Consider the following 16436-nt stretch of genomic DNA (forward strand, 5'->3'; position numbering starts at 1 on the left):
CCCCCCCCGAAACGGGGAGCGGCGCCCTGCTTGATCCGCGTCAGGCCTTGCGGCGGCGGCCCTTGGCCGACTTGGCGGCCTTGCGGCGCTCGGCCCGGGTGAGGCCGTCGCCCTCGTCCTCCACCAGGTCCTCGAAGTCGCCCTCGATCACCGTGTCGTCGCCGTCGACCGTCGGAGCGGTGTAGTGCAGCCGCTGCGGCTTCGGCGCCTCCAGGCCCTTGGCCTTGATCTCCGGGCGGCTCTCCTTCTCCAGCGAGATCTCGCCGTCCGCGACCGGGACCTCCTCGACCTGCTGCTCGACCTGGACCTCCAGGTTGAACAGGTAGCCGACGGACTCCTCCTTGATCCCCTCCATCATGGCGGTGAACATGTCGAAGCCCTCGCGCTGGTACTCGACCAGCGGGTCGCGCTGGGCCATCGCCCGCAGGCCGATGCCCTCCTGGAGGTAGTCCATCTCGTAGAGGTGCTCGCGCCAGCGGCGGTCCAGCACGGAGAGCACCACGCGGCGCTCCAGCTCACGCATGATCTCCGCGCCGAGCTGGTCCTCGCGGGCGCCGTACTGGGCCTGGATGTCCTCCTGGACGGCCCGGACGAGGAACTCGGAGGTCAGGCCCGCGGGACCGCCGGCCTCCTCCTCCAGCTCCTCCAGGTCGAGGGTGATCGGGTAGAGCTGCTTCAGCGCGGTCCACAGCTTGTCGAGGTCCCAGTCGTCCTCGAAGCCCTCACCGGTCGCGGCCTTCACGTAGGCCTCGACGGTGTCGTCCATGAAGTGGCCGATCTGCTCCTGGAGGTCCTCGCCCTCCAGGACCCGGCGGCGCTCGCCGTAGATGACCTCGCGCTGGCGGTTCAGCACCTCGTCGTACTTCAGGACGTTCTTGCGGATCTCGAAGTTCTGCTGCTCGACCTGGGTCTGGGCCGAGGCGATCGCCCGGGTCACCATCTTCGACTCGATCGGCACGTCCTCCGGGACGTTCGCCATCGACAGCACGCGCTCGACCATGCCGGCCTTGAACAGGCGCATCAGGTCGTCGCCCAGCGAGAGGTAGAACCGGGACTCGCCCGGGTCGCCCTGACGGCCGGAGCGGCCGCGCAGCTGGTTGTCGATGCGGCGCGACTCGTGCCGCTCGGTGCCCAGCACGTACAGGCCGCCGGCCTCGCGGACCTCTTCCTGCTCGGCCTTGACCGAGGCCTTGGCCTTCTCCAGCGCCTCCGGGAACGCCGCCTCGTACTCGTCCGGGGTGTCGGTCGGGGTGAGCCCGCGCTGCGCCAGCTCGGCCGCCGCCAGGTGGTCGGAGTTGCCGCCGAGCATGATGTCGGTACCACGGCCGGCCATGTTGGTGGCGACGGTGACGGCGCCCTTGCGGCCGGCCTGCGCGACGATCTGCGCCTCGCGCTCGTGGTGCTTGGCGTTCAGCACCTCGTGCGGGATGCCGCGCTTGCGCAGCTCCTGCGACAGGTACTCGGACTTCTCGACCGAGACGGTGCCGACCAGGACGGGCTGGCCCTTCTCGTGCTTCTCCGCGATGTCCTCGACCACGGCCGCGAACTTGGCCGGCTCCGACTTGTAGATCAGGTCGGGCTGGTCGATGCGGCGCGGATCCTTGTTGGTGGGGATCGGCACCACGCCGAGCTTGTAGATCTGGTGGAACTCGGCGGCCTCGGTGGTGCCGGTACCGGTCATGCCCGAGAGCTTGTCGTACAGGCGGAAGAAGTTCTGCAGGGTGATGGTGGCCAGCGTCTGGTTCTCGTTCTGGACCTCCACCCCCTCCTTGGCCTCGATCGCCTGGTGCATGCCCTCGTTGTAGCGGCGGCCGGCCAGGATGCGGCCGGTGTGCTCGTCGACGATCATGACTTCGCCGTTCATGACGACGTAGTCCTTGTCCGCCTTGTAGAGCTCCTTGGCCTTGATGGCGTTGTTCAGGAACCCGACCAGCGGCGTGTTGACCGACTCGTAGAGGTTGTCGATGCCGAGGTAGTCCTCGACCCGCGAGACGCCCTCCTCCAGGACACCCACGGTGCGCTTCTTCTCGTCGACCTCGTAGTCACGGTCGATCTTGAGGCGCTGCACCAGCTTGGCGAAGTCGGCGTACCACTTGGTCGCCTGGTCGGCCGGGCCGGAGATGATCAGCGGGGTACGGGCCTCGTCGATCAGGATCGAGTCGACCTCGTCGACCACCGCGAAGTTGTGGCCGCGCTGGACGAGTTCGTCCTTCGACCAGGCCATGTTGTCGCGCAGGTAGTCGAAGCCGAACTCGTTGTTGGTGCCGTACGTGATGTCCATCCCGTACTGGCGCTTGCGCTCGGCGGGGGTCATGTTGCCCAGCACCACGCCGACCTCGAGGCCGAGGAAGCGGTGCACCCGGCCCATCCACTCCGAGTCGCGCTCGGCGAGGTAGTCGTTGGTGGTGATCAGGTGAACGCCCTTGCCGGTCAGCGCGTTCAGGTACGTCGGGAGCGTGCCGACGAGGGTCTTGCCCTCACCGGTGCGCATCTCGGCGACGTAGCCGAGGTGCAGCGCCGCGCCGCCCATGATCTGGACGTCGTAGTGCCGCTGGCCGAGCACCCGCTTGGCCGCCTCGCGGACGGTCGCGAACGCCTCGGGCAGGAGGTCGTCCAGGCTCTCACCGTCCGCCAGGCGCTGCTTGTACTCGTCGGTCAGCGCGCGCAGCTCGGCGTCGGTGAGGTTGGCGAAGTCCTCTTCGATGGAGTTGACCTGGGCAGCAATCCGCTGCAGCTTGCGAAGGATCTTGCCTTCGCCGGCGCGCAGGATCTTGTCGAAGACGGACACTAGAGCGGGCTCCTTGCCTGTATTGGCACTGGACGACTGCACGGGGGGTCCACCCCACCGCACGGGCCATCGTATGCGAGGAGTCCAATGCCCCGGGAGGTGCGTCAGCACGCTATTCCCGTGTCACCCCTGAGAGCACTTCCCCCGATAGCCCTGCCTACCGGGTCAAACCGGTCACCGGGCCGGTCCGTTGTCGGTGGCGCCCCCTACGCTGCCAGGCATGACCGTCACCACGCTGACCGCCGACGAGGCCCGCCGGATCGCCCTGCGAGCGCAGGGCCTGCTCGGGGCGCCGGACCGCCGGGGCGGGGTCCGCGGGGTGCTGCGGCACCTGGGCGCCGTCCAGCTGGACACCATCTCCGTGCTGGCCCGCTCGCACGAACTGATCCCGTACGCGCGGCTCGGCGCGGTCGGCCGGCCCGCCGTGGAGGCGGCCTACTGGGGCGGCGGCACGAGCTTCGAGTACTGGTCGCACGCGGCCTGCGTGCTGCCCGTGGAGGAGTGGCCGCTGTTCGCCTTCCGCCGCCGCGCCTACCGCGCGCGCGGCAACCTCTGGGGCCACCAGGTCACCCCCCGGACGTACCGGGGCGTGCTGGACAAGCTCCGCGCCGAGGGCCCGCTGACCTCGACCGAGCTGGGCGGCGCCAAGCGGACGGCAGAGTGGTGGGACTGGTCCGACACCAAGATCGCGGTGGAGCGGGCGCTCGCCTTCGGCGACGTGGTCTGCACCGAGCGGCGCAGCTGGAAGCGGGTCTACGAACTCGCCGAACGGGCCGTCCCGGCCGAGCTGTTCGGCCGCGACCCGGACGACCACGAGTGCCTGCGCACCCTGGTGGCGCAGTCCGGCGCCGCGCTCGGGGTCGCGACCAGGACGGACCTCACGGACTACCACCGTCTCAAGGCCGAGCAGGTGGACGCGGTGCTGGCCGACTCCGGCCTGGTGCCGGTGCGGGTCGCCGGCTGGGGCCCGCAGGGCGCTCCCGCCGACGCCTGGGCCGACCCGGCGGCGCTCGCCGCCGAACCGCGCGGGCGCCACCGCACCACCCTGCTCTCCCCGTTCGACTCCCTGGTCTGGGACCGCGCCCGGACGGAGCGGATCTTCGGCATGGCGCACCGGCTGGAGGCGTACACGCCCCGCCACAAGCGGGTGCACGGCTACTTCGCCATGCCGCTGCTGGCCGGCGGCCGGCTGGTCGGCCGGGTGGACCCGGCGCGCGAGGGGCGCGTCCTGGTGGCCCGTCAGATCTCCCTGGAGGCACCGAAGTACGTGGAGCCGCTGGCCCGTGCGCTGCGCGAGGCCGCCGACTGGGTGGGCTGCGACGGCGTCCGGGTGGAGGCCCTCGCGGACGAGTCGCTGCGCCCGGCCCTGGAGAAGCTCCTGGGCGGCTGATGCCCCGGGGAGGGGCGGCGGGCGCGGGCGGGGGGCGAGGACGGACGGGACCGCGGGCGGTCACCCTATTTCGAGGATCTTCTCCCGCATCGCGTAGACCACGGCCTCCATCCGGGAGTGCAGCTGCAGCTTCTCCAGGATGTTGCGGACGTGGTTCTTCACGGTGTTCTCGCTGATGAAGAGCTCCTTGGCGATCTCCCGGTTGTTCATCCCGGTCGCCACCAGCTTGAGCACCTCCAGCTCCCGGTCGGTCAGCCGGGGCGCGGGGACCAGGTCCCGGTCGTCGGAGCGCCGCTGGATCATCGACTTGAACTCGGTGAGCAGCTTGGACGCCATCGAGGGGCTGATCTGGGACTGGCCGTCGGCGACCGCGCGGATGGCGGTGGCGACCTCGTCGGTGGAGATCTCCTTGAGCAGGTAGCCGGTGGCCCCGGCCTTGATCGCCTCGTAGAGGTCGGCTTCCTCGTCGCTGATCGTCAGCATGATGATCTTGGCGCTGGGCACCACGTCCTTGATCGCGGTGCAGGCCTCGATCCCGCTGCGGCGCGGCATCCGGACGTCCATCAGGATGATGTCCGGCAGCAGGTCGGCGGCCTTCAGCACGGCCTCGGCGCCGTCCCCCGCCTCGCCGATGACCTTGATGTCCTCCTCCTCGGCCAGCACGATCTCCAGGCCGCGGCGGAACAGGGCGTGGTCGTCGACCACCAGGACGCGGATCGGCTCCCCCCTGCGAGGGGAGTAATCGGGCTCCAAGGCCTCCCCCGCACCCGCGGGTACCCCCGGGACCGGCCCACCGGCGGGCCCCAGCCCGAAATGATCCCCCATCCGCTCCTCCCCCGTCGCCGGTCGTCGTCGCGCCAATCATTCCACGGATGACGCGGTCCCCGATCACACTCCGAGTCGGCCCGGTTCCGCTTCGGTCACGAGGGGCGCCGAGGCGGCCTCCAGGGCCCGCTCGCGGGTGACCCCGGCGGCACCGGCCGCCGGGGTCACCCGCACTTCCTTCAGGGCTGCGACCCGTCAGTCCTCGTCGTCCGGGCCACCGATCGCGCCGCCGGCGCCGCCGGCCTCACCGGCGACGGCGTTGCCGTCGGCCTTGAGGTGGATGACACCGTAGTGGTAGCCGTGCCGGCGGTAGACCACGCTCGGCAGGCCGCTGTCCTTCTCCACGAAGAGGTAGAAGTCGTGGCCGACCAGCTCCATCTCGTAGAGCGCCTGGTCCAGCGCCATCGGTGCGGCGGGGTGCGTCTTCTCGCGGACGACGAGCGGACCGTCGCCCTCCACCTCCAGGGATCCCATCTTGGTCTTGCGGACCGCCCCGTTGGCGCCGTTGTCGACCTTCTCGGTCTCCGGCAGGGCCGCGAGCGCGGCGGTCGCCTCCGCGACGCTGATCGGGGTACGGCCGTTGCCGCCCTTGTGCACGCGTCGCCGGTCGGCGGACTTGCGCAGCTGCGCGTCGAGCTTCGCCGAGGCCAGGTCGAGCGCCGCGTAGGGGTCCGCGGCGGCGGCCTCGGCCCGGATCACCGGGCCACGGGTACGGACAGTGATCTCCACCCGCTCGGACCGGTCGGCCTGGCGCGGGTTGTGTTCCTTGGACACCTCGACGTCGAGGCTGATCACCTTGCCGTCGAACTTCTGGACCTTCTCCAGCTTCTCGGCCACGTGCTCGCGGAACCTCTTGGGCACCTCGGTCTTGCGGCCCTTGACGACGATGTCCACGCAGAACTCCGATCCCTCGTGCTGACGCCGACCCGGATTGACTACCGGATCGGGCTGAGACCCAGCCGGACCAGCCCATTCTCTGCCGGCCTCCGCGTCGCCGCGGGCGGCGAGCGCGACTGGCCCTCACCTCACTTCCTCCCCACCAGGGACGCTTGAAACCCCCTGGAGCCTCATGGAACACCTCACACGGGGATTTCGCCTCTTCAGCGGGACGGAACGGTTCGAACCTAGCGCGGCCGGGCTGGCTGTAAAGCTGTTGCACCCTGCCTACCCCCCTGCGGGTGAAATACGGGTAAACACCTCGACAACTCCACTCGGACGGCTCATTCTGGCCTCACTCTCCGTGCCTGCCAGCGGTCAGGAGGAGCAATGCCCCTGTTCAGCGCCCTGCTGGGCCTGTTGCTGCCGGCCCCCTGCGCGGGCTGCGGAGTCGGCCGGATCCCGCTGTGCCCCTCCTGCCGGGCCGCCCTGACCGCCGCCCGGCCCGGCGCCACCGCCTTCGCCTCCGTGCACAGCTCCGTACCCGCCGTGCACGCCGCCGCGCCGTACGCCGGCCCCGTACGCCGGCTGCTGCTCGCCCACAAGGAACGCGGCGCGCTGCCGTTGGCGGTCCCGCTCGGCGAGGTGCTGGCCGCCGCCGTGCGCTCGGCCCTCGGCCCGGACGGCGCCGGCTGCCCGGTGCTGCTGGTCCCGGTGCCCTCGACCCGCGGGTCGGTCCGGGCCCGCGGGCACGACCCGACCCTGCGGCTGGCCCGGGCGGCGGCCCGCTCACTGCGACGGGACGGCAGGCCCGCGACGGTCGCGCCCGTCCTGCGGCACACCCGCCCGGTGGCCGACCAGTCGGGGCTCTCGGCCGCCGCGCGACGGCGCAACCTGGACGGCGCGCTGACCGTACCGGCCCGGCTGGCGGGGCGGCTGGCGCCCTGTCGGCCGACGACCGGTCACCCGGCGCCGGGTCAGCGGACGGCCGGTCAGCCGACGACGGATCACCCCGCGCCCGGCCGGCCGGGCGCCGGTCACCCGCGGTCGGGCCGGCCGGGCGCGGCCGAGGACCGTACGGGCCGGCTCGGCGCGGGCTGCCGGCTCGTCCTGGTCGACGATCTGGTCACCACCGGCGCCAGCCTCGGCGAGGCCGCCCATGCGCTGGCCCGGGCCGGGGCACCGCCGAGCGCCGCCGCCACGGTGGCCGCGGCCGGCCTGCGCCGGCCGCCCACCGGTGCCCGGCCGGACCACGGCGCCCCCACCGGCGGCGAACCGCCCGCCGGCGGGGCGCCGGTCACCCCGGGTAGATGAAGGAACTCGCGGTGTACGGCAGGACGAGTTCCCGCCACTGGTTGCCGATCAGCCGGTAGATCTTGCTCTCGGTGGCCTGCACCGCCAGCACCGGCGGAACGCTGCCGTTCTCCCGGCCCTCCGAGGCGGCCACCGTGGCCATCTCGCCGCCCTGCAGCGGGGCGTCGGCGCTCTGCGAGCCGTCCGTGCTGATGGAGTACAGCGGCTGCAGGCGGTCCTTCTCCTTGCCGAGCACCAGCAGCTGGTCGGTGTCCGCCCAGGACACCGAGGCCACCTCGGCCAGCAGCGGCGCGATCGTGCGCAGCCCCGAGATGCGCACCTGCTGCGTGCCCGGCGTGCCGGTGTGCACCACCACGCCCAGCGCCAGGCTCCGGGCGCCGGTCTCGTCCTTCAGGACCAGCGCGACCCGGACGCCGTCCGAGGAGATCTTCAGGCTCTGGACGGTCCGGCCGCCCAGGTCGTCCACCGGGACCGCGACCGTCCGGTTCTCGCGGATCATGTCCACCCGCGGGGTGGCGGCGGCGCGGTCCACCACCCAGAGGTCGCCCCGGCCGTCCCAGCTGGGCGAGGCCAGGCCGTCCTCCGGCCGGGCCGGGTGGCCGGCGCTGGTGAGCACCGCCTGGCCCAGGGTGCTGCCGTCGGTGATGTTCACGGTGAACAACTGCTGCCCGTCGCCGCTGACGACGGCGGCCCGCTGGCCGTCCCGGCGGACGGCGAGCGCCCCGAGCGGCGCGCGGCCGGGCGGCGGGACCTTGCCCAGCTCACCCGGCACCGGGGTGCCCTCGCCCTGGTCGGCGGCGGTCATCAGCTGCCCGGTCTCGTGGCGCTGGTAGTACTGCCGGGTGGCGGTGGACCCGCCGGCCAGGCTGCCCGGCGCGACCTGCTCGGCGAGCGACCTGCTGGTCGAGCAGGAGCCGCTGCCGCTCCGCAGCTCCAGCCGGTCGATCTGGCCCTTGCCCTGGTCGGCCAGGGTGAAGAAGAACTGCGCCGCCATCCGCTGGCAGAACTGCGGCCGGCCACCGAGGTCGGAGCCCTCGACCTCGACCCGGGCGACCTTGCTGTCGTCGACGGTCACCTGCTTCACGGCGACGCCTTCGAGCGTGGTGCTGACCACCGGGGCCAGCCACTCGGAGGGGCCCCCGGCCAGCGCCTTGGCGGCGGCGGCCAGCGGGTCTATTCGCCGGCGCAGGTAGATCGGGTCGGCGACCAGCACCTCGCGCGCGGTCGGCAGCGAGGGGTCGGACCCGGTGTAGAAGAAGCGGGAGAACTGCCGGTAGCTGTTGCGGAAGTTGGTCTGGTTGACGAGCAGCCCGTCCGGCAGCCGGTCGATCCGCCACTCGCCGTTCTCCTTGACGAAGGTGAAATCCGCCTTCGTCTCGCCGTCGGCGTAGCGGTAGGTGTGCCGGGCGTCCACCTTGGCGATCTGGGTGCCCGAGGCGGTCAGGGCCGCCGTGGTGTCGCCCTCCTTGACCTCCTGGCCGCCGCTGTACGTCGGGTCGCCGGCCAGCACGGTGATGCCCGCCTCGGGGTTCCACCGGCTGTGCGCGCCCTCGGTGAGGTACTTCTTGGCGGTGTCATACCCCTCCTCGTCGGCGATCGAGGCGTCCAGGAAGCCCGCCAGCAGCCGGCGCGGCTCCTCGCCCTTGTAGGGCGCCACCGGGAAGACCCGGACCTGCAGGTTCTTGTCGGCGGCGCCCTGGGAGAACTCCACCTTGCTGACCGGTCCGGAGTCCGGCATGGCCGCGCAGCCGCCCAGCAGCAGCGAGGCCAGCACGGCCCCGGCCACCGCGGCCCGGCGCGGGTCAGCCCCCGTGCTGCTGGTCCCTGGCACGCCGCGCCCCCTCCGTGTCCGTCCCGGCCCTGCTGTTGCCGCCCTGCGTGCCGTCGTCGCCGTCGTCGGCGTCCGGACCGGAGGTGCGCTGCGCCACCGAGGGCATCGCGACCGTCCGGTCGACGACGATCTGGGCGCCGGTGGCACCGTATCCCGCCCCGGCGGTGCTGACGTCCGAGGGGTCCGAGCGCGGCGCCTCGGGTGCCCGGCGGCCGCCGAGACCGGGGCCGATGCTCAGCACCCCGCCGAGACCGCTGCCGAACCCGGTCGAGCCGCCGTCCGGCGTCTCCGGCACGATCGTCGGCTCGCCGGCCGCGGTCAGCGCGGTCGCACCGGCCGGGCGCGAGGCCCGGCGGTACGGCGTACCGGTGGAGCCCAGGCCCCGGTTGTTGCGCGAGTCCTCCGGCTCCAGCCGGAACGGCGCACGGTTGATCTCGCCGCCGCGGGTGCGCGGCATGGTCAGCCGGAAGTGCGAGCCGCCGCCGGGCTCGCCCCAGGCCTGCAGCCAGCCGCCGTGCAGGTGCGCGTCCTCCACCGCGATGGACAGGCCGAGGCCCGTGCCGCCGGTGGTCCGCACCCGGGAGGGGTCGGCCCGCCAGAAGCGGTGGAAGACCCGGGACGCCTCGCCGGGCTTGAGGCCGATGCCGTAGTCCCGGACGCCGACCGCGACCGCGCCCTCGGCGGAGCCGAGCCTGATCACCACGTCCCGGCCCTCGCCGTGCTCCAGCGCGTTGACCACCAGGTTGCGCAGGATGCGCTCGATCCGCCGGGAGTCCACCTCGGCGACGACCGGCTCGCCGTCGCCGCGGATCACCACGGCGCTGCCCTTGGCCTGGGCCAGCGGGTCGGCGGCCTCGACCACCCGGGCGACGATGTCGCGCAGGTCGACGGGCTCGGCGTCCAGGATCGCGGCGCCGGCGTCGAAGCGGCTGATCTCCAGCAGGTCCGCGAGCAGCGACTCGAAGCGGTCCAGCTGGCCCTGCAGCAGCTCCGCGGAGCGGGCCGCCATCGGGTCCAGGTCCTCCCGGCTGTCGTAGATCAGGTCGGCGGCCATCCGGACGGTGGTGAGCGGCGTGCGCAGCTCGTGCGACACGTCCGAGACGAAGCGCCGCTGCACCCGGGACAGCTCCTCCAGCTGGCGGATCTGCGCCTGCAGGCCGTTCGCCATCCGGTTGAACGAGTCGCCGAGGCGGGCGATGTCGTCGGTGCCGGTGACCTTCATCCGTTCTTCCAGGTGCCCGGCGGCCAGCCGCTCGGAGATGCCGGCGGCCATCCGGACCGGCGTGACCACCTGGCGCACCACCAGCCAGGCGATGCCGACCAGCAGTATGACCACGAACAGCCCGGCGGTGGCCAGGGTGCCGGTGACCAGGTCGAGGGTCTTGCTCTCCTGCTCGAAGGAGAAGACGTAGTAGAGCTGGTACTCGATGTCGCCCGGGCCGGTGAACTGCTTGCCGATCGCCAGGCCCGGGTCCCGGCGCGGGTCGGAGCCGCCGTCGGCCGAGCGGTCGATCACGGTGGGCTTCTCGAAGGAGGCGCCGGGCTCGGCGGCGACCTGCTCGCGCAGGGCCGCCGGGATGCTGCTCGGCAGGATGTCCCCGGAGTAGCGGGGGCCGAGCAGGTCGGAGCTCTTGGCCGAGACGTGGGCGCCGGTCGAGGGCACCATCGCGATCACGGAGTACAGGCCCTGGCCGCTGATGGCGAGGTCGGAGACCTGCTTGAGCAGCCAGGTGCCGATCTCGTCGTTGGTCGGATCGCCCGTGCTGCCGGCCTTGGACTTGAGCGCGACGGCCTCGTTGATCTTCTTCTGCTCGCTCTGGAACCCGCCGCCGGCCTGGCTGCGGGCCGAGAGCTTCTTGGTGTCCAGCAAACCGGCCCGGACCTGGGCCACGACGACGACACCGAGCACCAGCACCACGGTGACGGAGAGCAGCAGCGTCGCCGCGACCACCCGCAGCTGGATGGAGCGCCGGTAGAGCGCCGTCACCCGCATCAGCGGGCGGCGCAGCTGACGCGCCACCATCGCGAGCAGGGCGGCCGGACCCCGCCGGGGGCGGCGGCCCTCGGTGGTGGAGCTCAGCACGTCCCCGCGCACGGCGGCCTCCCCGTCGGCGTCCGTGCCCGGCGGGGAGTTGTCAGCCTCGTACATCACGTCAGCTGGGCCCGGCCTTGTAGCCGACGCCCCGCACCGTCACCACGATCTCGGGCCGCTCGGGGTCCTTCTCGATCTTGGAACGGAGTCGCTGGACGTGGACGTTCACCAACCGGGTGTCGGCCGCGTGCCGGTAGCCCCAGACCTGCTCCAGCAGCACCTCGCGGGTGAACACCTGCCAGGGCTTGCGGGCCAGCGCGACCAGCAGGTCGAACTCCAGCGGGGTCAGCGGGATGCCCCGCCCGTCCCGCTTGACCGAGTGCCCGGCCACGTCGATCACCAGATCGCCGATGGTCAGCTGCTCCGGCGTCGGCTCCTCGGCCCGCCGCAGCCGGGCCCGCACCCGTGCCACCAGCTCCTTGGGCTTGAACGGCTTGACGACGTAGTCGTCGGCACCGGACTCCAGGCCCACCACGATGTCGACCGTGTCGGTCTTCGCGGTGAGCATGACGATCGGCACCCCGGACTCGGCCCTGATCTGCCGGGCGACGTCGATGCCGTCACGGCCGGGCAGCATCAGGTCCAGCAGGACCAGATCGGGCTTGGTCTCCCGGAACGCGGCTAGCGCCTTGTCCCCGTCGGCGACGAAAAACGGCTCAAAACCTTCACCACGCAACACGATGCCGAGCATCTCGGCCAGTGCGGAGTCGTCATCAACGACGAGGACGCGTCCCTTCATGCGTCCATCTTCTCATTACCGGAATGTGACCTGGAGCACAGTGGTCCCATATCTCGCCTTCTCCTCCACCGAAAAACGTCCAAACCGGACGAATGGCGACAGCTCACCCGTCCCGGGCGGCCTGTTGTCGATCAGCAACCGGATACCCCTGGGGCGTCCGCACCCACCATGGCACGATGGGCGGCGCAGGACGCCGATCCGGCCTGTGAACCGAGCCCCTCCCAGGAGCAAGTGATGACCGACACCCCGGGCTGGGCACCGCCCAGCTCGTCCGAGCAGCCCGGCGAGGAAGGCCGGCCGCCGGCCGGCGCACCCACCGTGCCCGGGCAGTCGTCACCGCACGGGAGCACCCCGCCGCCCTGGGGCGGCGGCTACGGCGGCCCCCCGCCCGGCGGCCCGAAGCCGTGGGGCGGCGCGCCCGGCGGCCAGCCGTGGGGCGGACAACCCTGGGGCGGACAACCCGGAGGCTGGCCGCAGAGCCCCAAGCCCGGCGTCATCCCGCTGCGCCCGCTGGGCGTCGGCGAGATCCTGGACGGCGCGTTCTCCACCGTCCGCCGGCACTGGCGCACCACGCTCGGCATCTCGCTCGGGCTCGCCGTGCTGCAGCAGACCATCGTCGTGCTCATCCAGTGGCAGTCCTACCAGAACCCGGACAGCGTGCTGCCGGTGGTCTCCGCCCTCGTCTCGGTGCCGCTGACCCTGCTCATCGGGGTGGTCGCCACCGCGCTGCTCACCATGGTGGTCAGCAGGGCCATCCTCGGCCGGGCGGTCACCGTCGGCGAGGCCTGGCGCGACGCCCGGCCCCGGGTCCTCCAGTTGCTCGGGCTGACCCTGCTCAACGCCCTGATCATGCTCGGGATCGTCCTGGTCGCCGCCGCCCCGCTGATCGGCTACCTGATCGCCAGCCGGCCCGACCCGAACCCCGGCCTCGTCGTGCTGCTCGCCGTGGTCGTCGTCGCCGGCGTCCTGGCCGCCGGCTGGATCACCGTCCAGCTGAGCCTCGCCGCCCCCGCCCTGATGCTGGAGAAGCAGGGCATCCGGGCCGCCTTCTCCCGCTCCCGGCGGCTGGTCCGGGGCTCCTGGTGGCGGGTCTTCGGCATCAGCGCGCTCGGCTCCGTCCTGGTCAGCATCATCGCCGGGATCATCGAGATGCCGTTCAGCATCGTCGGTGTGGTGATGGCCGGGGACGAACTCTTCGGGGACTCCCTGACCACCGGCCTGGACCCCGCGCTGCCACCCGCCGCCCTGGTCGTGATCGCCGTCGGCGGCGTGATCGGCGGCACCATCACCATCCCGGCCGGCGCCGCCATCAACGTGCTGATCTACGTGGACCAGCGCATCCGCCGCGAGGCCCTCGACATCGAGCTGACCCGGGCGGCCGGCCTGGCCGAACCCGGCCCCGTCGAGCCCGCCGGACCGGCCGGACCGACCGACGGCGGCGATCCGGCAGCGGCGAGGCTCTGACCGGATGACCACCTGGGGGGAAGGGGCGCTGCTGGCCGGCGGCGCCCCGGTCACCGTCCCGCGCGACCCGGCCCGCGACGCCGCCCGGCAGGAACTGCTCAACCCCGCCTACCACCGGCACGACCCGAGCCTGCTGGAGCGGATCTCCGACTGGTTCTGGGAGCAGATCTCCAAGGCGCTGGAGGGCGTCGGCAGCGCCACCGGCGGAACCACCGGCCTGGTCCTCTTCCTGGTCGTCGCCCTGGTGATCGTCGCCGCCGTCTGGTGGCGGCTCGGCGCACCCGCCCGCGCGGCCCGCAGCGCCACCGGGCTCTTCGACACCCGGGGTCCGCGCACCGCCGACCAGTACCGGGCCGAGGCCCGCGCGCACGCGGCCGCCGGACGCTGGACGGAAGCCGTCCGGGACCAGATGCGCGCCCTGGTCCGCTCGCTCGAGGAGCGCACCCTGCTCGACCCGCGCCCCGGACGCACCGCCGACGAGGCGGCCGCCGAGGCCGGCCGCGCCCTGCCCGCGCACGCCGCCGCCCTCACCACGGCCGCCCGCACCTTCGACACCATCGCCTACGGCGACCGGGCCGCCGACCAGGGCGCCTACCAGCTGCTGAGCGATCTCGACCAGGCGCTGGAGCGCACCCGTCCCACCCTCGCCCCGGCCCCGGAGGGCGCGGTATGACCAGCACCGGCACGCCCGCGCCGGCCACCGGACCGGACGTCCCACCGGCCCGCCAGGCCCCGCAGGTCCCCCAGGCCGCCCAGGCCCCTCAAGCCCCTCAGCCGGCGCCCGCGGCACCCGCCCCGCCGACCCTCCAGGCACCGGCCCGGGACGCCGCCGCGGCCCCGGCAGCGGGCCTGCCGACGGGCCTGCCGGACGACACGGGCGACAGCACGGCGGCCGGCGCGCCCGGCGAAGGCCCGGGCACCAGCCTGACGCCGAGCCCCCGCACCCTCTGGCTGCGCTCCCGCTGGTTCCTGCTCGCCGGCGCCGTGCTGATGGTCACGGGCCTGCTGCTGGCCGGCCTCAAGGGCGAGGACAGCTACCCCCCGCTGGACCCGCGCTCCACCGACCCGGGCGGCACCCACGCCGTCGTCCGGCTGCTGGAGCAGCAGGGCCTCGGCACCGGCACCACCACCGACCCGGCTGCCCCGGCCGCCGGCGCCGAGACCTTCGTGGTGCCGGAGCCCGACCGCCTCACCGCCGATCAGCTGCGCGCCCTCGCCGCCGCCCGGCACTCCCGGCTGGTGCTGATCGCCCCCGGCAGCGAGACCCTCGACCTGCTCGCCCCCACCGTCGCCCCGTCCGGCCGGGGCGACCTCCAGGACTACGTGGCCCCGGCGACCACCCCGGCGGCCTGCTCGCTGCCCGACGCCGTCCGGGCCGGCAGTGCCCAGCTCGGCGGCCTGCTCTACCGGCCCGGCCCGAAGGGCACCGGCTGCTACCCGCGGCACAACGCCTACCCGCTGGTCCAGGAGCCCGCCGCCGGCGGCACGGACGTGGTCGTCCTCGGCAGCGGCGCCTTCCTCACCAACGACAAGATCGACGAGGAGGGCAACGCCTCCCTCGCCCTCGGCCTGCTCGGCTCCCGGCCCCGGCTCACCTGGCTCCTGCCCGACTACAGCGCCCCCACCCCGGCCGACCGGCAGAAGGAGCTCACCGACTTCATCCCCGAGGGCTGGTACTGGGCCGGCCTGCAGCTCGCCGTCGCCGCCCTGCTCGCCGCCGCCTGGCGCGCGCGCCGGCTCGGCCCGGTGGTCGCCGAGAACCTGCCCGTCGTGGTCCGGGCCGCCGAGACCACCGAGGGCCGGGCCAGGCTCTACCGGCGGGCCAGGGCGCGCGGCCGGGCCGCCGACGCACTGCGCCGGGCGGCGTCCACCCGGCTGGCGCCGGCCTTGGGCGTCCCGCTGCTGCACGGCGCCCCCGACCCCGTCGCGCTCTGCGCGGCCGTCGCCGACCGGCTCGCCGGCGACAGCACCGCCGCGGCCGTCCAGTTCCTGCTGTACGGCCCGGCCCCCACCGACGACGCCGCGCTGCTGCGGCTCGCCGACGACCTGGACGCCCTTGAAAGGCAGGTACGACAGCCGTGACCGAGCAGGCCACCGCCACCACCCCCCTCACCGCCACCGGCACGGCGGACGACGACCCGCGCCGGGCGCTCACCGCCCTGCGCTCCGAGATCGCCAAGGCCGTGGTCGGCAACGACGCGGCCGTCACCGGTCTGGTCGTCGCCCTGCTCTGCGGCGGCCACGTCCTGCTGGAGGGCGTCCCCGGCGTCGCGAAGACCCTGCTGGTCCGCACCCTCTCCACGGCCCTCAGCCTGGAGACGAAGCGGATCCAGTTCACCCCCGACCTGATGCCCGGCGACGTCACCGGCTCGCTCGTCTACGACGCCCGCACCGCCGAGTTCTCCTTCCAGCCCGGCCCGGTCTTCACCAACCTGCTGCTCGCGGACGAGATCAACCGCACCCCGCCCAAGACCCAGGCCGCGCTGCTGGAGGCCATGGAGGAGCGCCAGGTCACGGTGGACGGGCTCCCGCGGGCCCTCCCGGTGCCGTTCCTGGTCGCCGCGACCCAGAACCCGGTCGAGTACGAGGGCACCTACCCGCTCCCCGAGGCCCAGCTCGACCGCTTCCTGCTGAAGCTGATCCTGCCGCTGCCCTCCCGGGACCAGGAGTTCCAGGTGCTGGCACGGCACGCCGCCGGCTTCGACCCGCGGGACCTCACCGCCGCCGGCGTGCGCCCGGTGGCCGGCCCCGCCGACCTGGTCGCCGCCCAGGCCCGGATCGCGAAGGTCACCGTCTCCCCCGAGGTGCTCGCGTACATCGTCGACCTGTGCCGGGCCACCCGGCAGTCGCCGTCCCTGTCCATGGGGGTCTCCCCGCGTGGTGCCACCGCCCTGCTGGGCGCCTCCCGCGCCTGGGCCTGGCTGGCAGGACGTGACTTCGTCACCCCCGACGACGTGAAGGCCCTCGCGCTGCCCGCGCTGCGGCACCGGGTCCAGTTGCGCGCCGAGGCCGAGATGGAGGGGGTCACCGCCGACTCGGTGATCCAGGCCGTCCTGGCCCAGACACCCGCACCGCGCTGACCCGCCACCACCTCACCACCTGTTAGGGAGTCCCCGC

General features: G+C 73.3%; 12 protein-coding genes. 6 read left to right on the forward strand and 6 right to left on the reverse strand.

Annotation, left to right across the window (positions count from 1 at the left end; genetic code table 11):
• Positions 1–40: 40 nt before the first annotated feature.
• On the reverse strand, positions 41–2788 hold the full coding sequence (secA, locus tag J2S46_RS15880; RefSeq protein WP_191290129.1) for a preprotein translocase subunit SecA: 2748 nt from the start codon (positions 2786–2788) through the stop codon (positions 41–43).
• A gap of 220 nt (positions 2789–3008) precedes the next feature.
• Between secA and J2S46_RS15885 the strand changes: the two genes are divergently transcribed.
• Complete coding sequence (locus tag J2S46_RS15885) at positions 3009–4178, forward strand: winged helix-turn-helix domain-containing protein (protein ID WP_191290130.1); 1170 nt, start codon at positions 3009–3011, stop codon at positions 4176–4178.
• A 60-nt stretch (positions 4179–4238) separates the two neighbouring features.
• Here the strand turns inward: J2S46_RS15885 and J2S46_RS15890 are convergent, their stop codons facing one another.
• Both J2S46_RS15890 and hpf read right to left on the reverse strand, forming a co-directional pair.
• Positions 4239–5003 carry a response regulator gene (locus tag J2S46_RS15890; RefSeq protein WP_073922999.1) on the reverse strand — a complete coding sequence of 255 codons (765 nt, stop codon included), beginning with the start codon at positions 5001–5003 and terminating at the stop codon, positions 4239–4241.
• A 195-nt stretch (positions 5004–5198) separates the two neighbouring features.
• Complete coding sequence (gene hpf / locus J2S46_RS15895; RefSeq protein ID WP_191290131.1) at positions 5199–5897, reverse strand: ribosome hibernation-promoting factor, HPF/YfiA family; 699 nt, start codon at positions 5895–5897, stop codon at positions 5199–5201.
• A 372-nt stretch (positions 5898–6269) separates the two neighbouring features.
• On the opposite strand from hpf, the gene J2S46_RS15900 reads away from it, so the two are divergent.
• Positions 6270–7193 carry a ComF family protein gene (locus J2S46_RS15900; protein WP_191290132.1) on the forward strand — a complete coding sequence of 308 codons (924 nt, stop codon included), beginning with the start codon at positions 6270–6272 and terminating at the stop codon, positions 7191–7193.
• On the opposite strand, the gene J2S46_RS15905 is transcribed toward J2S46_RS15900, so the two are convergent.
• Genes J2S46_RS15905 through mtrA form a run of 3 tightly spaced genes read right to left on the reverse strand, consistent with a single transcriptional unit; the run spans position 7177 to position 11855 of the window.
• Entirely contained in the window at positions 7177–9024 is a 1848-nt protein-coding gene (locus tag J2S46_RS15905; RefSeq protein WP_307350295.1) for an LpqB family beta-propeller domain-containing protein, read from the reverse strand. The two genes, J2S46_RS15900 and J2S46_RS15905, sit on opposite strands and share 17 nt — an antisense overlap.
• On the reverse strand, positions 8996–11173 hold the full coding sequence (gene mtrB, locus J2S46_RS15910; RefSeq protein WP_191290134.1) for an MtrAB system histidine kinase MtrB: 2178 nt from the start codon (positions 11171–11173) through the stop codon (positions 8996–8998). The genes J2S46_RS15905 and mtrB overlap by 29 nt, the downstream gene beginning before the upstream one ends.
• Before the next feature lie 4 nt (positions 11174–11177).
• The gene (gene mtrA / locus J2S46_RS15915; protein WP_073922994.1) at positions 11178–11855 is read right to left on the reverse strand and encodes an MtrAB system response regulator MtrA; all 678 of its coding nucleotides are present in this window, start codon (positions 11853–11855) and stop codon (positions 11178–11180) included.
• A 234-nt stretch (positions 11856–12089) separates the two neighbouring features.
• Here mtrA and J2S46_RS15920 point away from each other — a divergent pair, with 234 nt between their 5' ends.
• The 4 genes from J2S46_RS15920 to J2S46_RS15935 all read left to right on the forward strand — a co-directional run bounded on the left by J2S46_RS15920 (position 12090) and on the right by J2S46_RS15935 (position 16399).
• Positions 12090–13319: a DUF7847 domain-containing protein gene (locus J2S46_RS15920; RefSeq protein WP_191290135.1), complete on the forward strand. Its 1230-nt coding sequence runs from the start codon at positions 12090–12092 to the stop codon at positions 13317–13319.
• 4 nt (positions 13320–13323) lie between these two features.
• The gene (locus J2S46_RS15925) at positions 13324–13992 is read left to right on the forward strand and encodes a DUF4129 domain-containing protein (RefSeq protein ID WP_191290136.1); all 669 of its coding nucleotides are present in this window, start codon (positions 13324–13326) and stop codon (positions 13990–13992) included.
• Positions 13989–15401 carry a DUF4350 domain-containing protein gene (locus J2S46_RS15930; RefSeq protein ID WP_229912724.1) on the forward strand — a complete coding sequence of 471 codons (1413 nt, stop codon included), beginning with the start codon at positions 13989–13991 and terminating at the stop codon, positions 15399–15401. The genes J2S46_RS15925 and J2S46_RS15930 overlap by 4 nt, the downstream gene beginning before the upstream one ends.
• A 77-nt stretch (positions 15402–15478) precedes the next feature.
• On the forward strand, positions 15479–16399 hold the full coding sequence (locus tag J2S46_RS15935; RefSeq protein WP_229912734.1) for an AAA family ATPase: 921 nt from the start codon (positions 15479–15481) through the stop codon (positions 16397–16399).
• The last annotated feature ends 37 nt before the right edge of the window (positions 16400–16436 follow it).

Source organism: Kitasatospora herbaricolor (assembly GCF_030813695.1).
Lineage (GTDB): Bacteria > Actinomycetota > Actinomycetes > Streptomycetales > Streptomycetaceae > Kitasatospora > Kitasatospora herbaricolor.

What these genes read in the sequence shown, in the direction of transcription:
- J2S46_RS15930 (WP_229912724.1), top strand. Translation starts at nt 13,989, where the DNA reads ATGACCAGCACCGGCACGCCCGCGCCGGCCACCGGACCGGACGTCCCA.
- mtrB (WP_191290134.1), bottom strand. Translation starts at nt 11,173, where the DNA reads ATGTACGAGGCTGACAACTCCCCGCCGGGCACGGACGCCGACGGGGAG.
- J2S46_RS15900 (WP_191290132.1), top strand. Translation starts at nt 6,270, where the DNA reads ATGCCCCTGTTCAGCGCCCTGCTGGGCCTGTTGCTGCCGGCCCCCTGC.
- mtrA (WP_073922994.1), bottom strand. Translation starts at nt 11,855, where the DNA reads ATGAAGGGACGCGTCCTCGTCGTTGATGACGACTCCGCACTGGCCGAG.
- J2S46_RS15920 (WP_191290135.1), top strand. Translation starts at nt 12,090, where the DNA reads ATGACCGACACCCCGGGCTGGGCACCGCCCAGCTCGTCCGAGCAGCCC.
- J2S46_RS15885 (WP_191290130.1), top strand. Translation starts at nt 3,009, where the DNA reads ATGACCGTCACCACGCTGACCGCCGACGAGGCCCGCCGGATCGCCCTG.
- J2S46_RS15890 (WP_073922999.1), bottom strand. Translation starts at nt 5,003, where the DNA reads ATGGGGGATCATTTCGGGCTGGGGCCCGCCGGTGGGCCGGTCCCGGGG.
- J2S46_RS15925 (WP_191290136.1), top strand. Translation starts at nt 13,324, where the DNA reads ATGACCACCTGGGGGGAAGGGGCGCTGCTGGCCGGCGGCGCCCCGGTC.